The organism is Pseudomonas arabinosi, assembly GCF_047758675.1.
In the GTDB taxonomy this organism is placed as follows: Bacteria; Pseudomonadota; Gammaproteobacteria; order Pseudomonadales; family Pseudomonadaceae; genus Aquipseudomonas; species Aquipseudomonas arabinosi.
In genome coordinates, this window is the sequence record NZ_CP180480.1 from 1,542,649 (window position 1) to 1,556,114 (window position 13,466).

Below are 13,466 nucleotides of genomic sequence, written 5' to 3' on the forward strand. Positions count from 1 at the left end.
CCTGCCCAATTGGGTGGGCTGAAGGGCTGTAGGTTTTAAGTGGTATTAGAGGTGGGGATTTCAACAGCAAAGATCGCAGCCTTCGGCAGCTCCTACGGGTGAAATTGGTATCTACCCGGTAGGAGCTGCCGAAGGCTGCGATCTTTTGATTTTATTTTTTGAGGAGCGACGGAAGGTAGCCGTTACGGGCGGATTTCGATCATCGTGCCGTCCGGCACCAAACCCCAAACCTCGCGCATGTCCATGTTGCGCATGGCAATGCAACCGTCGGTCCAGTCCAGCGTGTGGAACAGGTCTTCGGGATTTTCCTCAGTGTCCGGGGTGCCGTGGATCATGATCATGCTGCCGGGTTCGACGCCTTCACGACGGGAGCGCACGGAGTCACTGATGTTCGGGTAGGAGATGTGCATCGCCAGATTGAATTTATCGCTAACCTTGCGCCAATCCAGCCAATAGAAACCTTCAGGCGTGCGCTTGTCGCCTTCCATGAGTTTCGGGCCGATGGGGCGTTTGCCCAAGGAGATGCGATAGGTCTTGAACGGCTTGCCGTCATTGATCAATTGCAATTGGTGGGCGGACTTGAGCACCAGAACTTTTTCGATGACTTTGCCGTCCAGTGTTTCCGCAACGGAAGCCTGGGAGACAGCGACGAACGACAAGCAAAACAGGGCAAGCAACCAGCGCATTGAAACGATATCCCTAAAAGGTGTCGCGACTATTAAGTTATAGGTGATTTTAGAGCCAGGAGCTTTATGTGTTGGCAGGCTGAGCAAGCGGCGGGATCGACTCGGACCGCACGGGGTAGACCTCGGTCCGCCGGTCAGCGAAGAAGCATTCTAAGGTACGGCCCACCGTGCGGAAAGCCAGCTCGGACCAAGGGATGTCGGCTTCTTCGAAAAGCGCCACTTCAAGGCTTTCGGGACCAGCGGAAAAATCCAGGTCCACCAGCTCGGCGCGGAAGAATACATGCACCTGGCTGATGTGCGGCACGTCGATCAACGTATAGATGCTCAGGTTGCGCACCCGCGCGCAGGCTTCTTCGGCTGTCTCGCGAATGGCCGCCTGCTCGATGGTTTCACCGTTTTCCATGAAGCCGGCGGGCAGGGTCCAATAACCGAGCCGAGGCTCGATGGCGCGTCGGCACAGCAAGACCTTGGAGCCCCAGGTCGCCACGCAACCGGCGACGATATTGGGGTTCTGGTAGTGAATTGCCTGACAGCTGTCACAGACAAAACGCAGGCGCGAATCGCCCTCTGGAATGCGCTGGGTCACCGGGTTGCCGCACTGACTGCAAAATTTCATGCTTGGGTTCCTGAATGCTGCGCCTATCTTGGCGTGCGGCGGTGTCTGTCGGCAAGTTGTCGTTTAGCGACATGCAGTGGTTATGGGCTTGGGCGGTCGGTTCGATTGGTGCATGATGCGAGGTAGCGAACAAATCGAGAAGTCTCATGCTGGACGAGCTACTGCATCGAGTAAGCAACCACACCCCACGCACACTGGAAACCGATAAACGTTTCCCCGAGGCCGCGGTCCTGGTGCCCATCACTCGCAGTGACGAACCGGAACTGGTTCTGACCCTGCGCGCCAGCGGACTCTCGACCCATGGCGGCGAAGTCGCCTTTCCCGGCGGGCGACGCGACCCCGAAGACCCTGACCTTATTTTCACCGCCCTGCGCGAAGCCGAAGAAGAAATCGGCCTGCCGCCGGGGCTGGTCGAAGTGATCGGCCCGCTGAGCCCGTTGATCTCCCTGCACGGCATCAAGGTCACACCCTATGTCGGTGTGATTCCGGACTTTGTCGAGTACCGGGCCAACGATGCCGAGATCGCCGCAGTCTTCAGCGTACCGCTGGAGTTCTTCCGCAAGGATCCGCGCGAACACACCCATCGCATCGATTACCAGGGCCGCAGTTGGTACGTGCCGAGCTATCGTTATGGCGAGTACAAAATCTGGGGCCTGACGGCGATTATGATTGTCGAGTTGATCAACCTGCTCTATGACGCCAAAATCAGCCTGCACCAGCCACCCAAGACGTTTATCAACACCTGAAGCCATCGCCCGTATGGCGTGAACCCCGCTTTTTGCAAGTGAGCCTGCCTGGCCTTGAGGACAATAAGATGAAATATCGCCTGGGCGACGCCCGCGTCGAAACCCATCCGCAGAGCTGGGTCGCACCCAATGCCGTGCTGGTGGGTAAGGTCAAACTGGAAGAGGGCGCCAACGTCTGGTTCAACGCTGTGCTGCGTGGCGACAACGAACTGATCCTGATCGGCAAGAACAGCAACGTCCAGGACGGTACGGTGATGCACACCGACATGGGTTATCCGCTGACGATCGGCACCGGCGTGACCATCGGCCATAACGCCATGCTTCATGGCTGCACGGTGGGCGATTACAGCTTGATCGGGATTAATGCGGTGATCCTCAACGGCGCGAAAATCGGCAAGAACTGCATCATCGGCGCCAACTCACTGATCGGTGAGGGCAAGGAGATTCCAGACGGCTCGCTGGTCATGGGCTCCCCCGGCAAAGTAGTGCGCGAGCTGACCGAGCCACAGAAAAAAATGCTGGAGGCCAGCGCTGCTCACTATGTGCATAACTCGCAACGTTATGCCCGCGATCTGGTTGAGCAGGAAGAATGAGTACCACTGAACGGCCGGTGCTATCGCCCTGCGTGAACATTTGTGCGTTGGACGACGATGACATTTGCACCGGGTGCCAGCGCACGGTGGAAGAGATCACGCGCTGGAGCCGGATGGACAACGAAGAGCGGCGCAAGGTGCTGGGGTTGTGTCATGAACGGGCCAAATCCAGCGGGATACTCTGGATGATCGGTAAAACTCCCAACCTGTAGGAGCTGACGAGTGCAACGAGGCTGCGATCTTTTGATCTTGCCTTTAAAAAATAACGTCAAAAGATCGCAGCCTCGTTGCACTCGTCAGCTCCTACGGTACCCTGTGCGCCAAATTGACAGGTATCCCGCCGCCTCATGTTCTTCCTGATCGCTTACATCAGCAGCGTCGTGCTGATCAACTTCGCCTTTTCCACCGCTCCGCACCTGGACATCATCTGGTCAGCCTGGGGTGGTTTGGTGTTCGTTTTGCGCGACATGGTGCAAACCCGTTTCGGCCATGGCGCGATCGCGGCGATGCTGGCAGCGCTGGTGTTGTCCTATGTGACGTCCGATCCCTCCATCGCGCTGGCCAGCGCCACGGCGTTCGCGGTGTCCGAATGTATCGATTGGCTGGTGTTCAGCATCACCAAGCGTCCCTTGCACGACCGCCTGTGGATAAGTTCGGCCCTGAGCATTCCTCTCGATACCTTCATCTTCTTCGGCATGATCGATGCGTTCACCCCGGGCGTGATCCTCACCGCCATGGGCTCGAAGTTCGCGGGCGTGACCGCCGTGTGGCTGATCATGGCCTGGCGCTTGCGTAAGCAGGCCGTCGTCAGCTGAAGCCAAACCCGCCGGTTCATGTAAAATGCCGCGCTTTCTCCCCATGGGAAGCGCGCCAGTTGCCGCGACCCTCGATGATCCGCTTCTTGAGGACCTGAGATGACCCGTATCGGAACTCCATTGTCGCCAACCGCGACCCGCGTATTGCTGTGTGGCTGTGGCGAGTTGGGCAAGGAAGTGGTGATCGAGCTGCAACGCCTGGGCGTTGAAGTGATTGCCGTGGATCGCTACGCCAATGCGCCTGCCATGCAGGTTGCCCATCGCAGCCATGTAATCAACATGCTCGATGGCGCCGCCCTGCGTGCGGTGATCGAAGCCGAAAAGCCGCATTTCATCGTGCCGGAAATCGAAGCCATTGCCACCGCGACCCTCGTGGAACTGGAAGCCGAAGGCTTCACCGTGATCCCGACCGCTCGCGCCGCGCAGTTGACCATGAACCGCGAAGGCATCCGTCGCCTGGCCGCTGAAGAGCTGGACCTGCCGACCTCGCCGTACCACTTCGCCGACACCTTCGAGGATTACAGCAAGGCTGTCGAAGACCTCGGCTTCCCATGTGTGGTTAAACCGGTGATGAGTTCGTCGGGTAAAGGCCAGAGCCTGCTGCGTAGCGTCGATGACGTGCAGAAAGCCTGGGATTACGCTCAAGAAGGCGGCCGTGCCGGTAAAGGCCGCGTGATCATCGAAGGCTTCATCGATTTCGACTACGAAATCACCCTGTTGACCGTGCGTCACGTTGGCGGCACTACGTTCTGCGCACCAGTCGGTCACCGTCAGGAGAAGGGCGACTATCAGGAATCGTGGCAGCCACAAGCCATGAGCCCGATTGCCCTGGCCGAATCCGAGCGCGTTGCCAAAGCCGTCACTGAAGCCTTGGGTGGCCGTGGTCTGTTTGGTGTTGAGCTGTTTATCAAAGGTGATCAGGTGTGGTTCAGCGAAGTCTCGCCGCGTCCACATGACACCGGTCTGGTGACGTTGATTTCCCAGGACCTGTCGCAGTTCGCGCTGCACGCACGGGCGATTCTGGGCCTGCCGATTCCACTGATCCGTCAGTTCGGTCCGTCGGCTTCGGCGGTAATTCTGGTGGAAGGGCAGTCGACTCAGACGGCTTTCGCCAATCTGGGGGCTGCGTTGAGCGAGCCGGACACGGCGTTGCGTCTGTTCGGCAAGCCTGAGGTCAATGGTCAGCGTCGGATGGGTGTGGCGTTGGCGCGTGATGAGTCGATTGACGCGGCTCGCGCCAAGGCGACCCGCGCCTCTCAGGCTGTCGTAGTAGAGCTGTAAACCGAGTCGCGCCATTCGCGAGCAAGCCCGCTCCCACACTTGACCGGGGTGAATACAGATTTTGTATACATCCAAAATCTAATGTGGGAGCGGGCTTGCTCGCGAAGCTTTTGCTTTTTCTTCAGGCAACCCGATTCAGATCGTTATCGCGCGTTTCTTTCAGGCACAGCACAGCGATCAAGCTCAGCACCGCCGCCCCCGACACATACCCGCCGACATAACTCAAACCGCCCATCGCCACCAGCTTCTGTGCGAAGAACGGCGCCGCCGAGGCCCCGACAATGCCGCCCAGGTTGTAGGCTGCCGACGCACCGGTATAACGCACGTGGGTTGGAAACAGCTCCGGCAGCAGCGCGCCCATCGGCGCAAACGTCACGCCCATCAGAAACAGCTCGATGCACAGGAACAACGCCACGCCCCAGGTCGAACCTTGGGTCAGCAGCGGCTCCATCAGGAAGCCGGACAGAATCGCCAGCACGCCGCCGATGATCAGCACCGGTTTGCGCCCGTAACGATCACTGGCCCAGGCCGACAGTGGCGTAGCGGCGGCCATGAACAGCACGGCGAAGCACAGCAGTGCGAGGAAGGTCTCGCGGGTGTAGCCGAGCGTCGAGACGCCATAACTCAGCGAAAACACCGTCGAGATATAGAACAGCGCGTAGCACACCACCATCGCCCCGGCACCCAGCAACATCGGGGCCCAGTATTGGCTGAACAGCTCAACCAGCGGGATTTTCACCCGTTCCTGACGGGCCATGGCATTGGCGAATACCGGTGTTTCATGGAGCTTGAGGCGCACGTACAGGCCGACCATCACCAGAACGGCGCTGAGCAGGAAGGGAATCCGCCAGCCCCACGAGCGGAACTGTTCGTCGTTCAGGGTCATTGCCAGCGTCAGAAACAGGCCGTTGGCCGCGAGGAAGCCGATCGACGGGCCAAGCTGCGGGAACATGCCGAACCAGGCGCGTTTGCCCTTGGGGGCATTCTCCGTCGCCAGCAGCGCAGCGCCGCCCCATTCGCCGCCGAGTCCCAGGTCCTGGCCGAAGCGCAGCACGCAAAGCAGGATCGGCGCCCAGGCCCCGATGCTGTCGTAACCCGGGAGCACGCCGATCAGTGTGGTGCACACGCCCATCAGCAGCAGCGAGGCCACGAGGGTCGATTTGCGCCCGATACGGTCGCCAAAATGGCCGAACAACGCTGAACCCAGAGGTCGAGCCAGGAAGGCGATGCCGAAGGTGAGGAACGCCGACAGCATCTGGGCCGTGCCGGAGGTCTGCGGGAAAAATACCGGACCGATCACCAGCGCAGCGGCAGTGGCGTAGACGTAGAAGTCGTAGAACTCGATGGCGGTGCCGATGAAACTCGCGGTCGCCACGCGGGTGGCGGAGTTCGTCGGTTGCGCAGGCGCGGTGTCGTTATAAGTCGTGCTGGTCGTCATGCGGTTATCCCTGACAGTCATGTGCCCCAGTGGAGCGAATTATTATGGTCGAACACCCAGGGATGTGGGAGTGAGGCGCGGCCGCTGTTCAAGGTAGGAACAGTCGTCGGTGTGGTGCGGATATTGTCGATGATCTGGCCGGAACCTGCTGAGTGCGGGGTAAGCACCTGGTCCGGCGGAGGCTTGGGTAAGCGGATCGATTATAGGAAGGAGGCTAACGATCAAACAAGTGGCCAAGTGCTGGCGATGACAATAAGTGGCTAAGGGCTGGCAATGCAGTTGTGGCGAGGGGATTTATCCCCGCAGGGCAGCGAAGCGGCCCCAAAACTTCAAATGAGGTTTGGCAGATAAAAATACAGTTACAGAGGTTTTGGCACTGCTTCGCAACGCAACGGGGATAAATCCCCTCGCCACAGATAAACCCCACACCGCAGGGGAGGTGCCACGGTTTAGATTACTGCCGGAACCGAGCTGGTATGCCAGATCAGTACGCGACTGACGCGATTGTCTTCCGTCTCCAGAATCTCCAGCCGATAACGCCCGATCTTCAGGCATACCGCACTGTCCGGAATCGTCTCCAGCGCCTCGGTCACCAACCCGTTGAGGGTTTTCGGACCGTCGCTTGGCAAGTGCCAACCCAGGCTCTTGTTCAATTCGCGAATCGACGCGGCCCCTTCGATCACCAGGCGGCCATCGGCCTGTGGATGGATGTGCGGGTTATCCAGGCTGTGCTGGCTTTCGAACTCGCCGACGATTTCTTCGAGAATGTCTTCCAGGGTCACGATACCGAGCACTTCGCCATACTCGTCGACCACCATGCCCAGGCGTCGCTGTTGTTTGTGGAAATTCAACAGCTGCAGTTGCAGTGGGGTGCTTTCCGGCACGAAGTAGGGGTCGTGACAGGCTGCCAGCAGTGCGTCTAGGGTCAGGCTGGCGTCGGACAGGAGATGGCGGATCTGCCGGGTATTGAGTACCGCCTCGACCTGATTGATGTCGCTGTGGAAAACCGGCAAGCGCGTGCGTTTATTGGTGCGAAGCTGCTCGATGATTTCCTCGAGGGAGTCGTCCAGGTTGACCCCTTCGACGTCACTGCGCGGCACCAGAATGTCGTTGACCGTGATGTTGTCCAGCGCATGGATGCCTGACAGCGGGTGTGGGCGACAGACGGCGTGTTCGTGATCGTCGTGCCGATCGTTCGGGGCTTCGTCTTCGCTCTGCTGCACCACGTTGACTTTGCGGGCGAACGGTCGCATCAGCAGCTGGCTTATGCCATTGAGCGCCCAGGCGGCGGGATAGATGATTTTCAGTGGCGCGCCAAGCAAGGTGTTGCCCAGGGCCAGGACGGCGTCCGGATAGCGGACGGCGAGGGTGCGCGGCAGGTAGTCGGCGAACACCAGAAGCACGGCGCCAGCCCCCAGGCAGGCCACCCATGGACCGTTTTCCGCCCAAGTGAAAATCGCCAGCAAGGTGCTGATGACCACGACCAGTGCGCGGCACAGGGTGTTGCAGAGGATCAGGCTATTGAGCGAAAAGCTCAGTTTTGCCACCGGCTTGTCGCTCGAACGCGAAGCGGTCCGCTGGGCGAGCAAGTGCTGTTGTGCCGCTTCGATGGCGGTAAACAGTCCCGACCATAAAATCAGCAGGGCCACTACCGCGATCATCGGCCCTATGGGCAAGTCGTCCATTAATGCCGCCCGTCAGATATGCAGGATGTATTCACGAACCAGCTTACTGCCGAAATAGGCCAGCATCAGCAGGCAGAAACCGGCGAGGGTCCAGCGAATGGCCTTGTGTCCGCGCCAGCCGAGGCGGTTACGGCCCCAGAGCAGTACGCTGAAGACGATCCAGGCGAGGCATGCCAGCAAGGTTTTGTGCACCAGGTGCTGGGCGAACAGGTTGTCGACGAACAGCCAGCCGGAGATCAGCGACAGCGACAGCAGGGTCCAGCCGGCCCAGAGGAAACCGAACAGCAGGCTTTCCATGGTTTGCAGCGGCGGGAAGTTCTTGATCAGGCCCGACGGGTGTTTGTGCTTGAGCTGATGGTCTTGAACCAGCAGCAACAATGCCTGGAATACCGCGATGGTGAACATGCCGTAGGCGAGGATCGACAGCAGGATGTGGGCGAGGATGCCGGGTTCTTCGTCGATGATCTGCACCGTGCCGGCGGGGGCGAACTGTGCGAGCAGCACGGTGGCGGCGCCGAGCGGAAACAGCAATATAAGCAGGTTCTCCACCGGGATCCGCGAGCAGGCCAACAACGTCAGGGCAATCACCGCGGCGGCAATCAGGCTGGCGGCGCTGAAAAAATCCAGGCCCAGGCCAATCGGTGTCAGCAGGTGGGTGAACAGACTGGCGCTATGAGCCAGCACGGCGAGCACGCCGAGCGTGACAAGCAGGCGTTTGTTCGCCTTGGCACCGGTGGCCAGACGAGTGCCCTGATAGAGGGTCGCAGCGGCGTATAAGCAGGCGGCGGCGAGGGTAGCTAGCAAACTGGGTGACAAGGGGAGCATAAATCCTGTTAGGCAAGCCCGAAAGGCGCTGAGTTTGGCATAGAACCCCCGTAGCACGAAAGACCATGCAACCTGACGACGAGGTGTCCGCCAGACGCAGTCTTCGCTATAATCCGCGACCTGCCCACGCCGCAGGCTCGCCGAGCTCATGTTTATTCCGGTCTGGGCCGCCATTATCCCGGTCTACACAGGGCCTGAAAGGATCGCGCAATGTTTGAAAACTTAACCGACCGTCTCTCGCAGACGCTGCGCCATGTCACCGGCAAGGCCAAGCTGACCGAAGACAACATCAAAGACACCCTGCGCGAAGTGCGCATGGCGTTGCTCGAAGCTGACGTCGCCTTGCCGGTGGTGAAAGACTTCGTCAATTCGGTCAAGGAACGCGCCGTCGGCACCGAGGTGTCGCGCAGCCTGACGCCGGGCCAGGCCTTCGTGAAGATCGTCCAGGCCGAACTCGAAAGCCTGATGGGCGCGGCCAACGAAGACTTGAACCTGAGCGCCGTTCCTCCTGCCGTCGTGCTGATGGCCGGTTTGCAGGGTGCGGGTAAAACCACCACCGCCGGCAAACTCGCGCGCTTCCTCAAAGAGCGCAAGAAGAAGTCGGTCATGGTCGTATCTGCGGACGTTTACCGTCCGGCAGCGATCAAGCAGCTGGAAATGCTCGCGGGTGAAGTCGGCGTTACCTTCTTCCCGTCCGACCTGAGCCAGAAGCCGGTCGACATCGCGCAAGCGGCTATTAAAGAAGCAAAACTGAAATTCATCGACGTGGTCATCGTCGATACCGCCGGTCGCCTGCACATCGATGAAGAGATGATGGGCGAGATCAAGGCCCTGCATGCCGCGATCAACCCGGTGGAAACGCTGTTCGTGGTCGACGCCATGACCGGTCAGGATGCCGCCAACACGGCCAAGGCCTTCGGCGATGCTCTGCCGCTGACCGGTGTGATCCTGACCAAGGTCGACGGCGACGCCCGTGGCGGTGCCGCACTGTCGGTGCGCGCAATCACCGGCAAGCCGATCAAGTTCATCGGTATGGGCGAGAAGAGCGACGCGCTCGAACCGTTCCACCCGGAGCGTATTGCTTCGCGCATCCTTGGTATGGGCGACGTACTCAGCCTGATCGAGCAGGCTGAACAAACCCTCGACAAGGACAAGGCCGACAAACTGGCCAAGAAGCTGAAGAAGGGCAAGGGCTTCGACCTCGAAGACTTCCGCGATCAGCTGCAACAGATGAAAAACATGGGCGGCCTCGGCGGCCTCATGGACAAACTGCCAAACATGCCCGGTATGAACCCGGCGCAGATGGGCAACGCCCAAGGCGCGGCAGAGAAACAATTCAAACAGATGGAAGCCATCATCAATTCCATGACTCCGGCCGAGCGTCGCGACCCTGAGATGATCAGCGGTTCGCGCAAACGCCGGATCGCCATGGGTTCCGGCACTCAGGTGCAGGACATCGGTCGCTTGATCAAGCAGCACAAGCAGATGCAGAAGATGATGAAAAAGTTCTCCGCGAAAGGCGGAATGGCCAAAATGATGCGCGGCATGGGCGGTATGTTGCCCGGCGGCGGCATGCCAAGAATGTAAAGAATTCACGCAAGGGCTTGCCCTTGCACCTCCCACATGGAAGTGGGATCTCCAGCAAACCCGCGCTTGGCGGGAGCTGACTGGCCGTTTTCAACGACGGCTCTATAGCAAATCTTGATGGCGACTGAAAGGCCGCCGGAAAAAGACATTTGCAAAAGTCCGGATATTCCTTAGAATATGCGGCCTTTCGGGCACCTATGCCCGCTGTGCCTTTAGATTTGCAGCACCGACTACAGGAACGATGTTCACATGCTAACAATCCGTCTTGCCCTTGGCGGCTCCAAAAAGCGCCCGTTTTACCACTTGACCGTAACCGACAGCCGCAACCCGCGCGACGGTTCGCACAAGGAACAGGTTGGTTTCTTCAACCCTGTTGCTCGTGGTCAAGAAGTCCGTCTGTCCGTGAACCAAGAGCGCGTAGCCTACTGGCTGAGCGTTGGTGCACAACCTTCTGAGCGTGTTGCTCAGTTGTTGAAGGACGCGGCTAAGGCTGCGGCCTGAGCAATATGAACGCGACGCCAGCTGTTGCTGATGATTTGATCGTTATCGGCAAAATTTATTCGGTTCATGGCGTTCGCGGCGAAGTGAAGGTGTATTCCTTTACTGATCCGACTGAAAACCTGTTGCAGTACAAAACCTGGACGCTCAAGCGCGAAGGTAGTGTGAAACAGGTTGAGCTGGTCAGCGGACGTGGGAACGACAAGTTCCTGGTCGCAAAGCTCAAGGGTCTTGATGATCGTGAAGAAGCGCGTCTTCTGGCCGGTTATGAGATCTGCGTGCCGCGCAACCTGTTCCCTGAATTGACCGACGGCGAGTACTACTGGTACCAGCTGGAAGGTCTGAAGGTCATTGATCAACTCGGGCAATTGCTCGGGAAAATCGATCATCTTCTGGAAACCGGCGCCAATGATGTAATGGTGATCAAGCCTTGCGCTGGCAGCCTGGATGATCGCGAACGCCTGTTGCCCTATACGGAGCAATGCGTGTTGGCCGTCGACCTTGCCGCAGGCGAGATGAAGGTGGAATGGGATGCGGACTTCTAAGCGTGGCTAACTTGCGCGTAGAAGTGATCAGTTTGTTTCCCGAGATGTTCTCCGCCATCAGCGAGTACGGCATCACCAGTCGTGCGGTGAAACAGGGGCTCTTGCAGCTCACCTGTTGGAATCCGCGAGACTACACGACGGATCGACATCACACTGTGGACGATCGCCCATTTGGCGGTGGTCCGGGCATGGTGATGAAGATCAAGCCCCTGGAAGATGCGTTGGTTCAGGCCAAGGCAGCAGCCGGGGAGGCGGCGAAGGTAATTTACCTGTCCCCCCAAGGCCGTCAACTGACTCAGTCGGCGGTACGCGAGTTGGCGAATCTGGATGCATTGATCCTGATTGCCGGTCGCTATGAAGGCATTGACGAGCGTTTTATAGAGGCTCATGTCGATGAAGAGTGGTCGATTGGCGACTATGTACTGTCTGGCGGCGAGCTGCCGGCGATGGTCCTGATCGATGCGGTTACACGACTGCTGCCTGGAGCTTTAGGGCATGCGGACTCCGCCGAGGAAGATTCCTTTACGGATGGTTTGCTGGATTGCCCGCACTACACCCGACCGGAGGTGTATGCGGATCAGCGTGTTCCCGACGTATTGCTAAGTGGCAATCACGCGCATATCCGGCGTTGGCGTTTACAGCAGTCCCTTGGTAGGACCTTTGAACGACGCGCCGATCTTCTGGAAAGCCGCTCGCTTTCTGGAGAAGAGAAGAAGCTGCTCGAGGAATACATCCGCGAGCGGGACGATAGTTAACAACGTATCGATGGTAGATCCGACGATTTACCTTAGGAGCACAGCATGACTAACAAAATCATCCTTGCACTCGAAGCAGAGCAGATGACCAAAGAGATCCCTACCTTTGCCCCGGGCGACACTATTGTCGTTCAGGTGAAAGTGAAGGAAGGCGACCGTTCGCGTCTGCAAGCGTTCGAAGGTGTTGTTATCGCCAAGCGTAACCGCGGCGTAAACAGTGCTTTCACCGTTCGTAAAATCTCCAACGGTGTTGGCGTAGAGCGTACTTTCCAGACCTACAGCCCGCAAATCGACAGCATGGCCGTTAAACGTCGCGGTGACGTACGTAAAGCCAAGCTGTACTACCTGCGTGACCTGTCCGGTAAAGCAGCTCGCATCAAGGAAAAACTGGCTTAAGTCCAGCTTCCGATGCAGAAAAAAGCAGCCTACGGGCTGCTTTTTTGTTGCCTGCGATTTATCTTCCCTGGCCGTACTGTCGGTCTTGCCTGAGCCTTTATGCCCGCCATCGATCATCCACTGATAGACCAATTCCTCGACGCTCTGTGGCTGGAGAAAGGTCTTTCCGATAACACCCGCGATGCCTATCGCAGTGACCTGGCCCTGTTCAACGGCTGGCTGCAGGAAAAAGGGCTGGAGTTGATCAATGCCGGCCGCGAATTGATCCTCGATCACTTGGCCTGGCGACTGGAGCAAAATTACAAACCCCGCTCGACGGCGCGATTTCTCTCCGGCGTGCGTGGCTTCTATCGCTATTTGCTGCGGGAAAAGCTGATTGCCGTCGATCCGACCTTGCGTGTCGACATGCCGCAGCTGGGTAGGCCATTGCCAAAGTCCTTGTCGGAAGCGGATGTGGAGGCCTTGTTAAAAGCCCCCGACCTGAGCGAAGCCATCGGCCAGCGTGACCGCGCCATGCTCGAAGTGCTTTATGCCTGCGGCTTGCGTGTGACGGAGCTGATCAGCCTGACACTGGAGCAGGTCAATCTGCGCCAAGGCGTGCTGCGAGTGATGGGCAAGGGCAGCAAGGAGCGGCTGGTGCCGATGGGCGAGGAGGCGATTGTCTGGGTCGAGCGTTACCTGCGCGATGGCCGCCAGGAGCTGCTTGGCGGGCGTCCCAGCGATGTCATGTTCCCCAGCCAACGCGGCGAGCAGATGACTCGGCAGACCTTCTGGCATCGCATCAAGCATCAGGCCAAGGTGGCCGGGATCGGCAAGTCGCTGTCGCCGCACACCTTGCGCCATGCCTTCGCCACGCACTTGCTCAACCATGGCGCGGACTTGCGGGTGGTGCAAATGCTGCTCGGCCACAGCGATCTGTCGACCACGCAGATCTACACCCACGTCGCCCGCGCCCGTTTGCAGGACCTGCACGCCAAACACCACCCGCGCGGATAGCGCA

The 13,466-nt window shown here is 58.9% G+C and carries 16 protein-coding genes; 11 read left to right on the forward strand and 5 right to left on the reverse strand.

The genetic code is table 11. The features are described from left to right. Positions 1 to 182: 182 nt before the first annotated feature. Both ACMXYJ_RS07095 and ACMXYJ_RS07100 read right to left on the reverse strand, forming a co-directional pair. Positions 183 to 686 (reverse strand): L,D-transpeptidase family protein, encoded by a 504-nt coding sequence (locus ACMXYJ_RS07095; RefSeq protein ID WP_415759254.1) that lies wholly within the window; start codon positions 684 to 686, stop codon positions 183 to 185. 64 nt (positions 687 to 750) lie between these two features. Next, on the reverse strand, positions 751 to 1,302 hold the full coding sequence (locus ACMXYJ_RS07100; protein WP_415759255.1) for an NUDIX hydrolase: 552 nt from the start codon (positions 1,300 to 1,302) through the stop codon (positions 751 to 753). Between the two features lie 146 nt (positions 1,303 to 1,448). On the opposite strand from ACMXYJ_RS07100, the gene ACMXYJ_RS07105 reads away from it, so the two are divergent. From ACMXYJ_RS07105 to purT, 5 genes are all read left to right on the forward strand, one after another. Then, complete coding sequence (locus tag ACMXYJ_RS07105; protein ID WP_056743377.1) at positions 1,449 to 2,048, forward strand: CoA pyrophosphatase; 600 nt, start codon at positions 1,449 to 1,451, stop codon at positions 2,046 to 2,048. A 68-nt stretch (positions 2,049 to 2,116) separates the two neighbouring features. Further along, a complete protein-coding gene (locus ACMXYJ_RS07110) occupies positions 2,117 to 2,641 on the forward strand; it encodes a gamma carbonic anhydrase family protein (RefSeq protein WP_007954617.1) in 525 nt (174 codons plus the stop codon). Beyond that, positions 2,638 to 2,853: a DUF1289 domain-containing protein gene (locus ACMXYJ_RS07115; protein ID WP_415759256.1), complete on the forward strand. Its 216-nt coding sequence runs from the start codon at positions 2,638 to 2,640 to the stop codon at positions 2,851 to 2,853. Before ACMXYJ_RS07110 ends, ACMXYJ_RS07115 begins: the two co-directional genes overlap by 4 nt. Before the next feature lie 135 nt (positions 2,854 to 2,988). After that, entirely contained in the window at positions 2,989 to 3,456 is a 468-nt protein-coding gene (locus tag ACMXYJ_RS07120) for a preQ0 transporter (RefSeq protein ID WP_140677754.1), read from the forward strand. Positions 3,457 to 3,555: 99 nt separating this feature from the next. After that, positions 3,556 to 4,737 carry a formate-dependent phosphoribosylglycinamide formyltransferase gene (purT, locus tag ACMXYJ_RS07125; RefSeq protein ID WP_033056398.1) on the forward strand — a complete coding sequence of 394 codons (1,182 nt, stop codon included), beginning with the start codon at positions 3,556 to 3,558 and terminating at the stop codon, positions 4,735 to 4,737. Positions 4,738 to 4,858: 121 nt separating this feature from the next. On the opposite strand, the gene ACMXYJ_RS07130 is transcribed toward purT, so the two are convergent. The 3 genes from ACMXYJ_RS07130 to ACMXYJ_RS07140 form a co-directional block, all read right to left on the reverse strand. Further along, entirely contained in the window at positions 4,859 to 6,175 is a 1,317-nt protein-coding gene (locus ACMXYJ_RS07130; protein ID WP_415759257.1) for an MFS transporter, read from the reverse strand. A 449-nt stretch (positions 6,176 to 6,624) separates the two neighbouring features. Further along, on the reverse strand, positions 6,625 to 7,860 hold the full coding sequence (locus ACMXYJ_RS07135) for a transporter associated domain-containing protein (protein WP_415759258.1): 1,236 nt from the start codon (positions 7,858 to 7,860) through the stop codon (positions 6,625 to 6,627). 12 nt (positions 7,861 to 7,872) lie between these two features. Beyond that, complete coding sequence (locus tag ACMXYJ_RS07140; RefSeq protein WP_033053429.1) at positions 7,873 to 8,685, reverse strand: cytochrome C assembly family protein; 813 nt, start codon at positions 8,683 to 8,685, stop codon at positions 7,873 to 7,875. Positions 8,686 to 8,895: 210 nt separating this feature from the next. On the opposite strand from ACMXYJ_RS07140, the gene ffh reads away from it, so the two are divergent. From ffh to xerD, 6 genes are all read left to right on the forward strand, one after another. After that, complete coding sequence (gene ffh, locus ACMXYJ_RS07145; RefSeq protein WP_415759259.1) at positions 8,896 to 10,272, forward strand: signal recognition particle protein; 1,377 nt, start codon at positions 8,896 to 8,898, stop codon at positions 10,270 to 10,272. A gap of 249 nt (positions 10,273 to 10,521) precedes the next feature. Further along, positions 10,522 to 10,773 carry a 30S ribosomal protein S16 gene (gene rpsP / locus ACMXYJ_RS07150; RefSeq protein WP_007944872.1) on the forward strand — a complete coding sequence of 84 codons (252 nt, stop codon included), beginning with the start codon at positions 10,522 to 10,524 and terminating at the stop codon, positions 10,771 to 10,773. A gap of 5 nt (positions 10,774 to 10,778) precedes the next feature. After that, on the forward strand, positions 10,779 to 11,315 hold the full coding sequence (gene rimM, locus ACMXYJ_RS07155; protein WP_111451377.1) for a ribosome maturation factor RimM: 537 nt from the start codon (positions 10,779 to 10,781) through the stop codon (positions 11,313 to 11,315). Further along, the gene (gene trmD, locus ACMXYJ_RS07160) at positions 11,297 to 12,070 is read left to right on the forward strand and encodes a tRNA (guanosine(37)-N1)-methyltransferase TrmD (protein ID WP_154503229.1); all 774 of its coding nucleotides are present in this window, start codon (positions 11,297 to 11,299) and stop codon (positions 12,068 to 12,070) included. Before rimM ends, trmD begins: the two co-directional genes overlap by 19 nt. A 45-nt stretch (positions 12,071 to 12,115) precedes the next feature. Further along, on the forward strand, positions 12,116 to 12,466 hold the full coding sequence (gene rplS, locus ACMXYJ_RS07165) for a 50S ribosomal protein L19 (RefSeq protein WP_003175895.1): 351 nt from the start codon (positions 12,116 to 12,118) through the stop codon (positions 12,464 to 12,466). A 99-nt stretch (positions 12,467 to 12,565) separates the two neighbouring features. Next, positions 12,566 to 13,462, forward strand: coding sequence for a site-specific tyrosine recombinase XerD (gene xerD / locus ACMXYJ_RS07170; RefSeq protein ID WP_008151625.1), 897 nt, complete (start codon positions 12,566 to 12,568; stop codon positions 13,460 to 13,462). Positions 13,463 to 13,466: the final 4 nt, after the last annotated feature.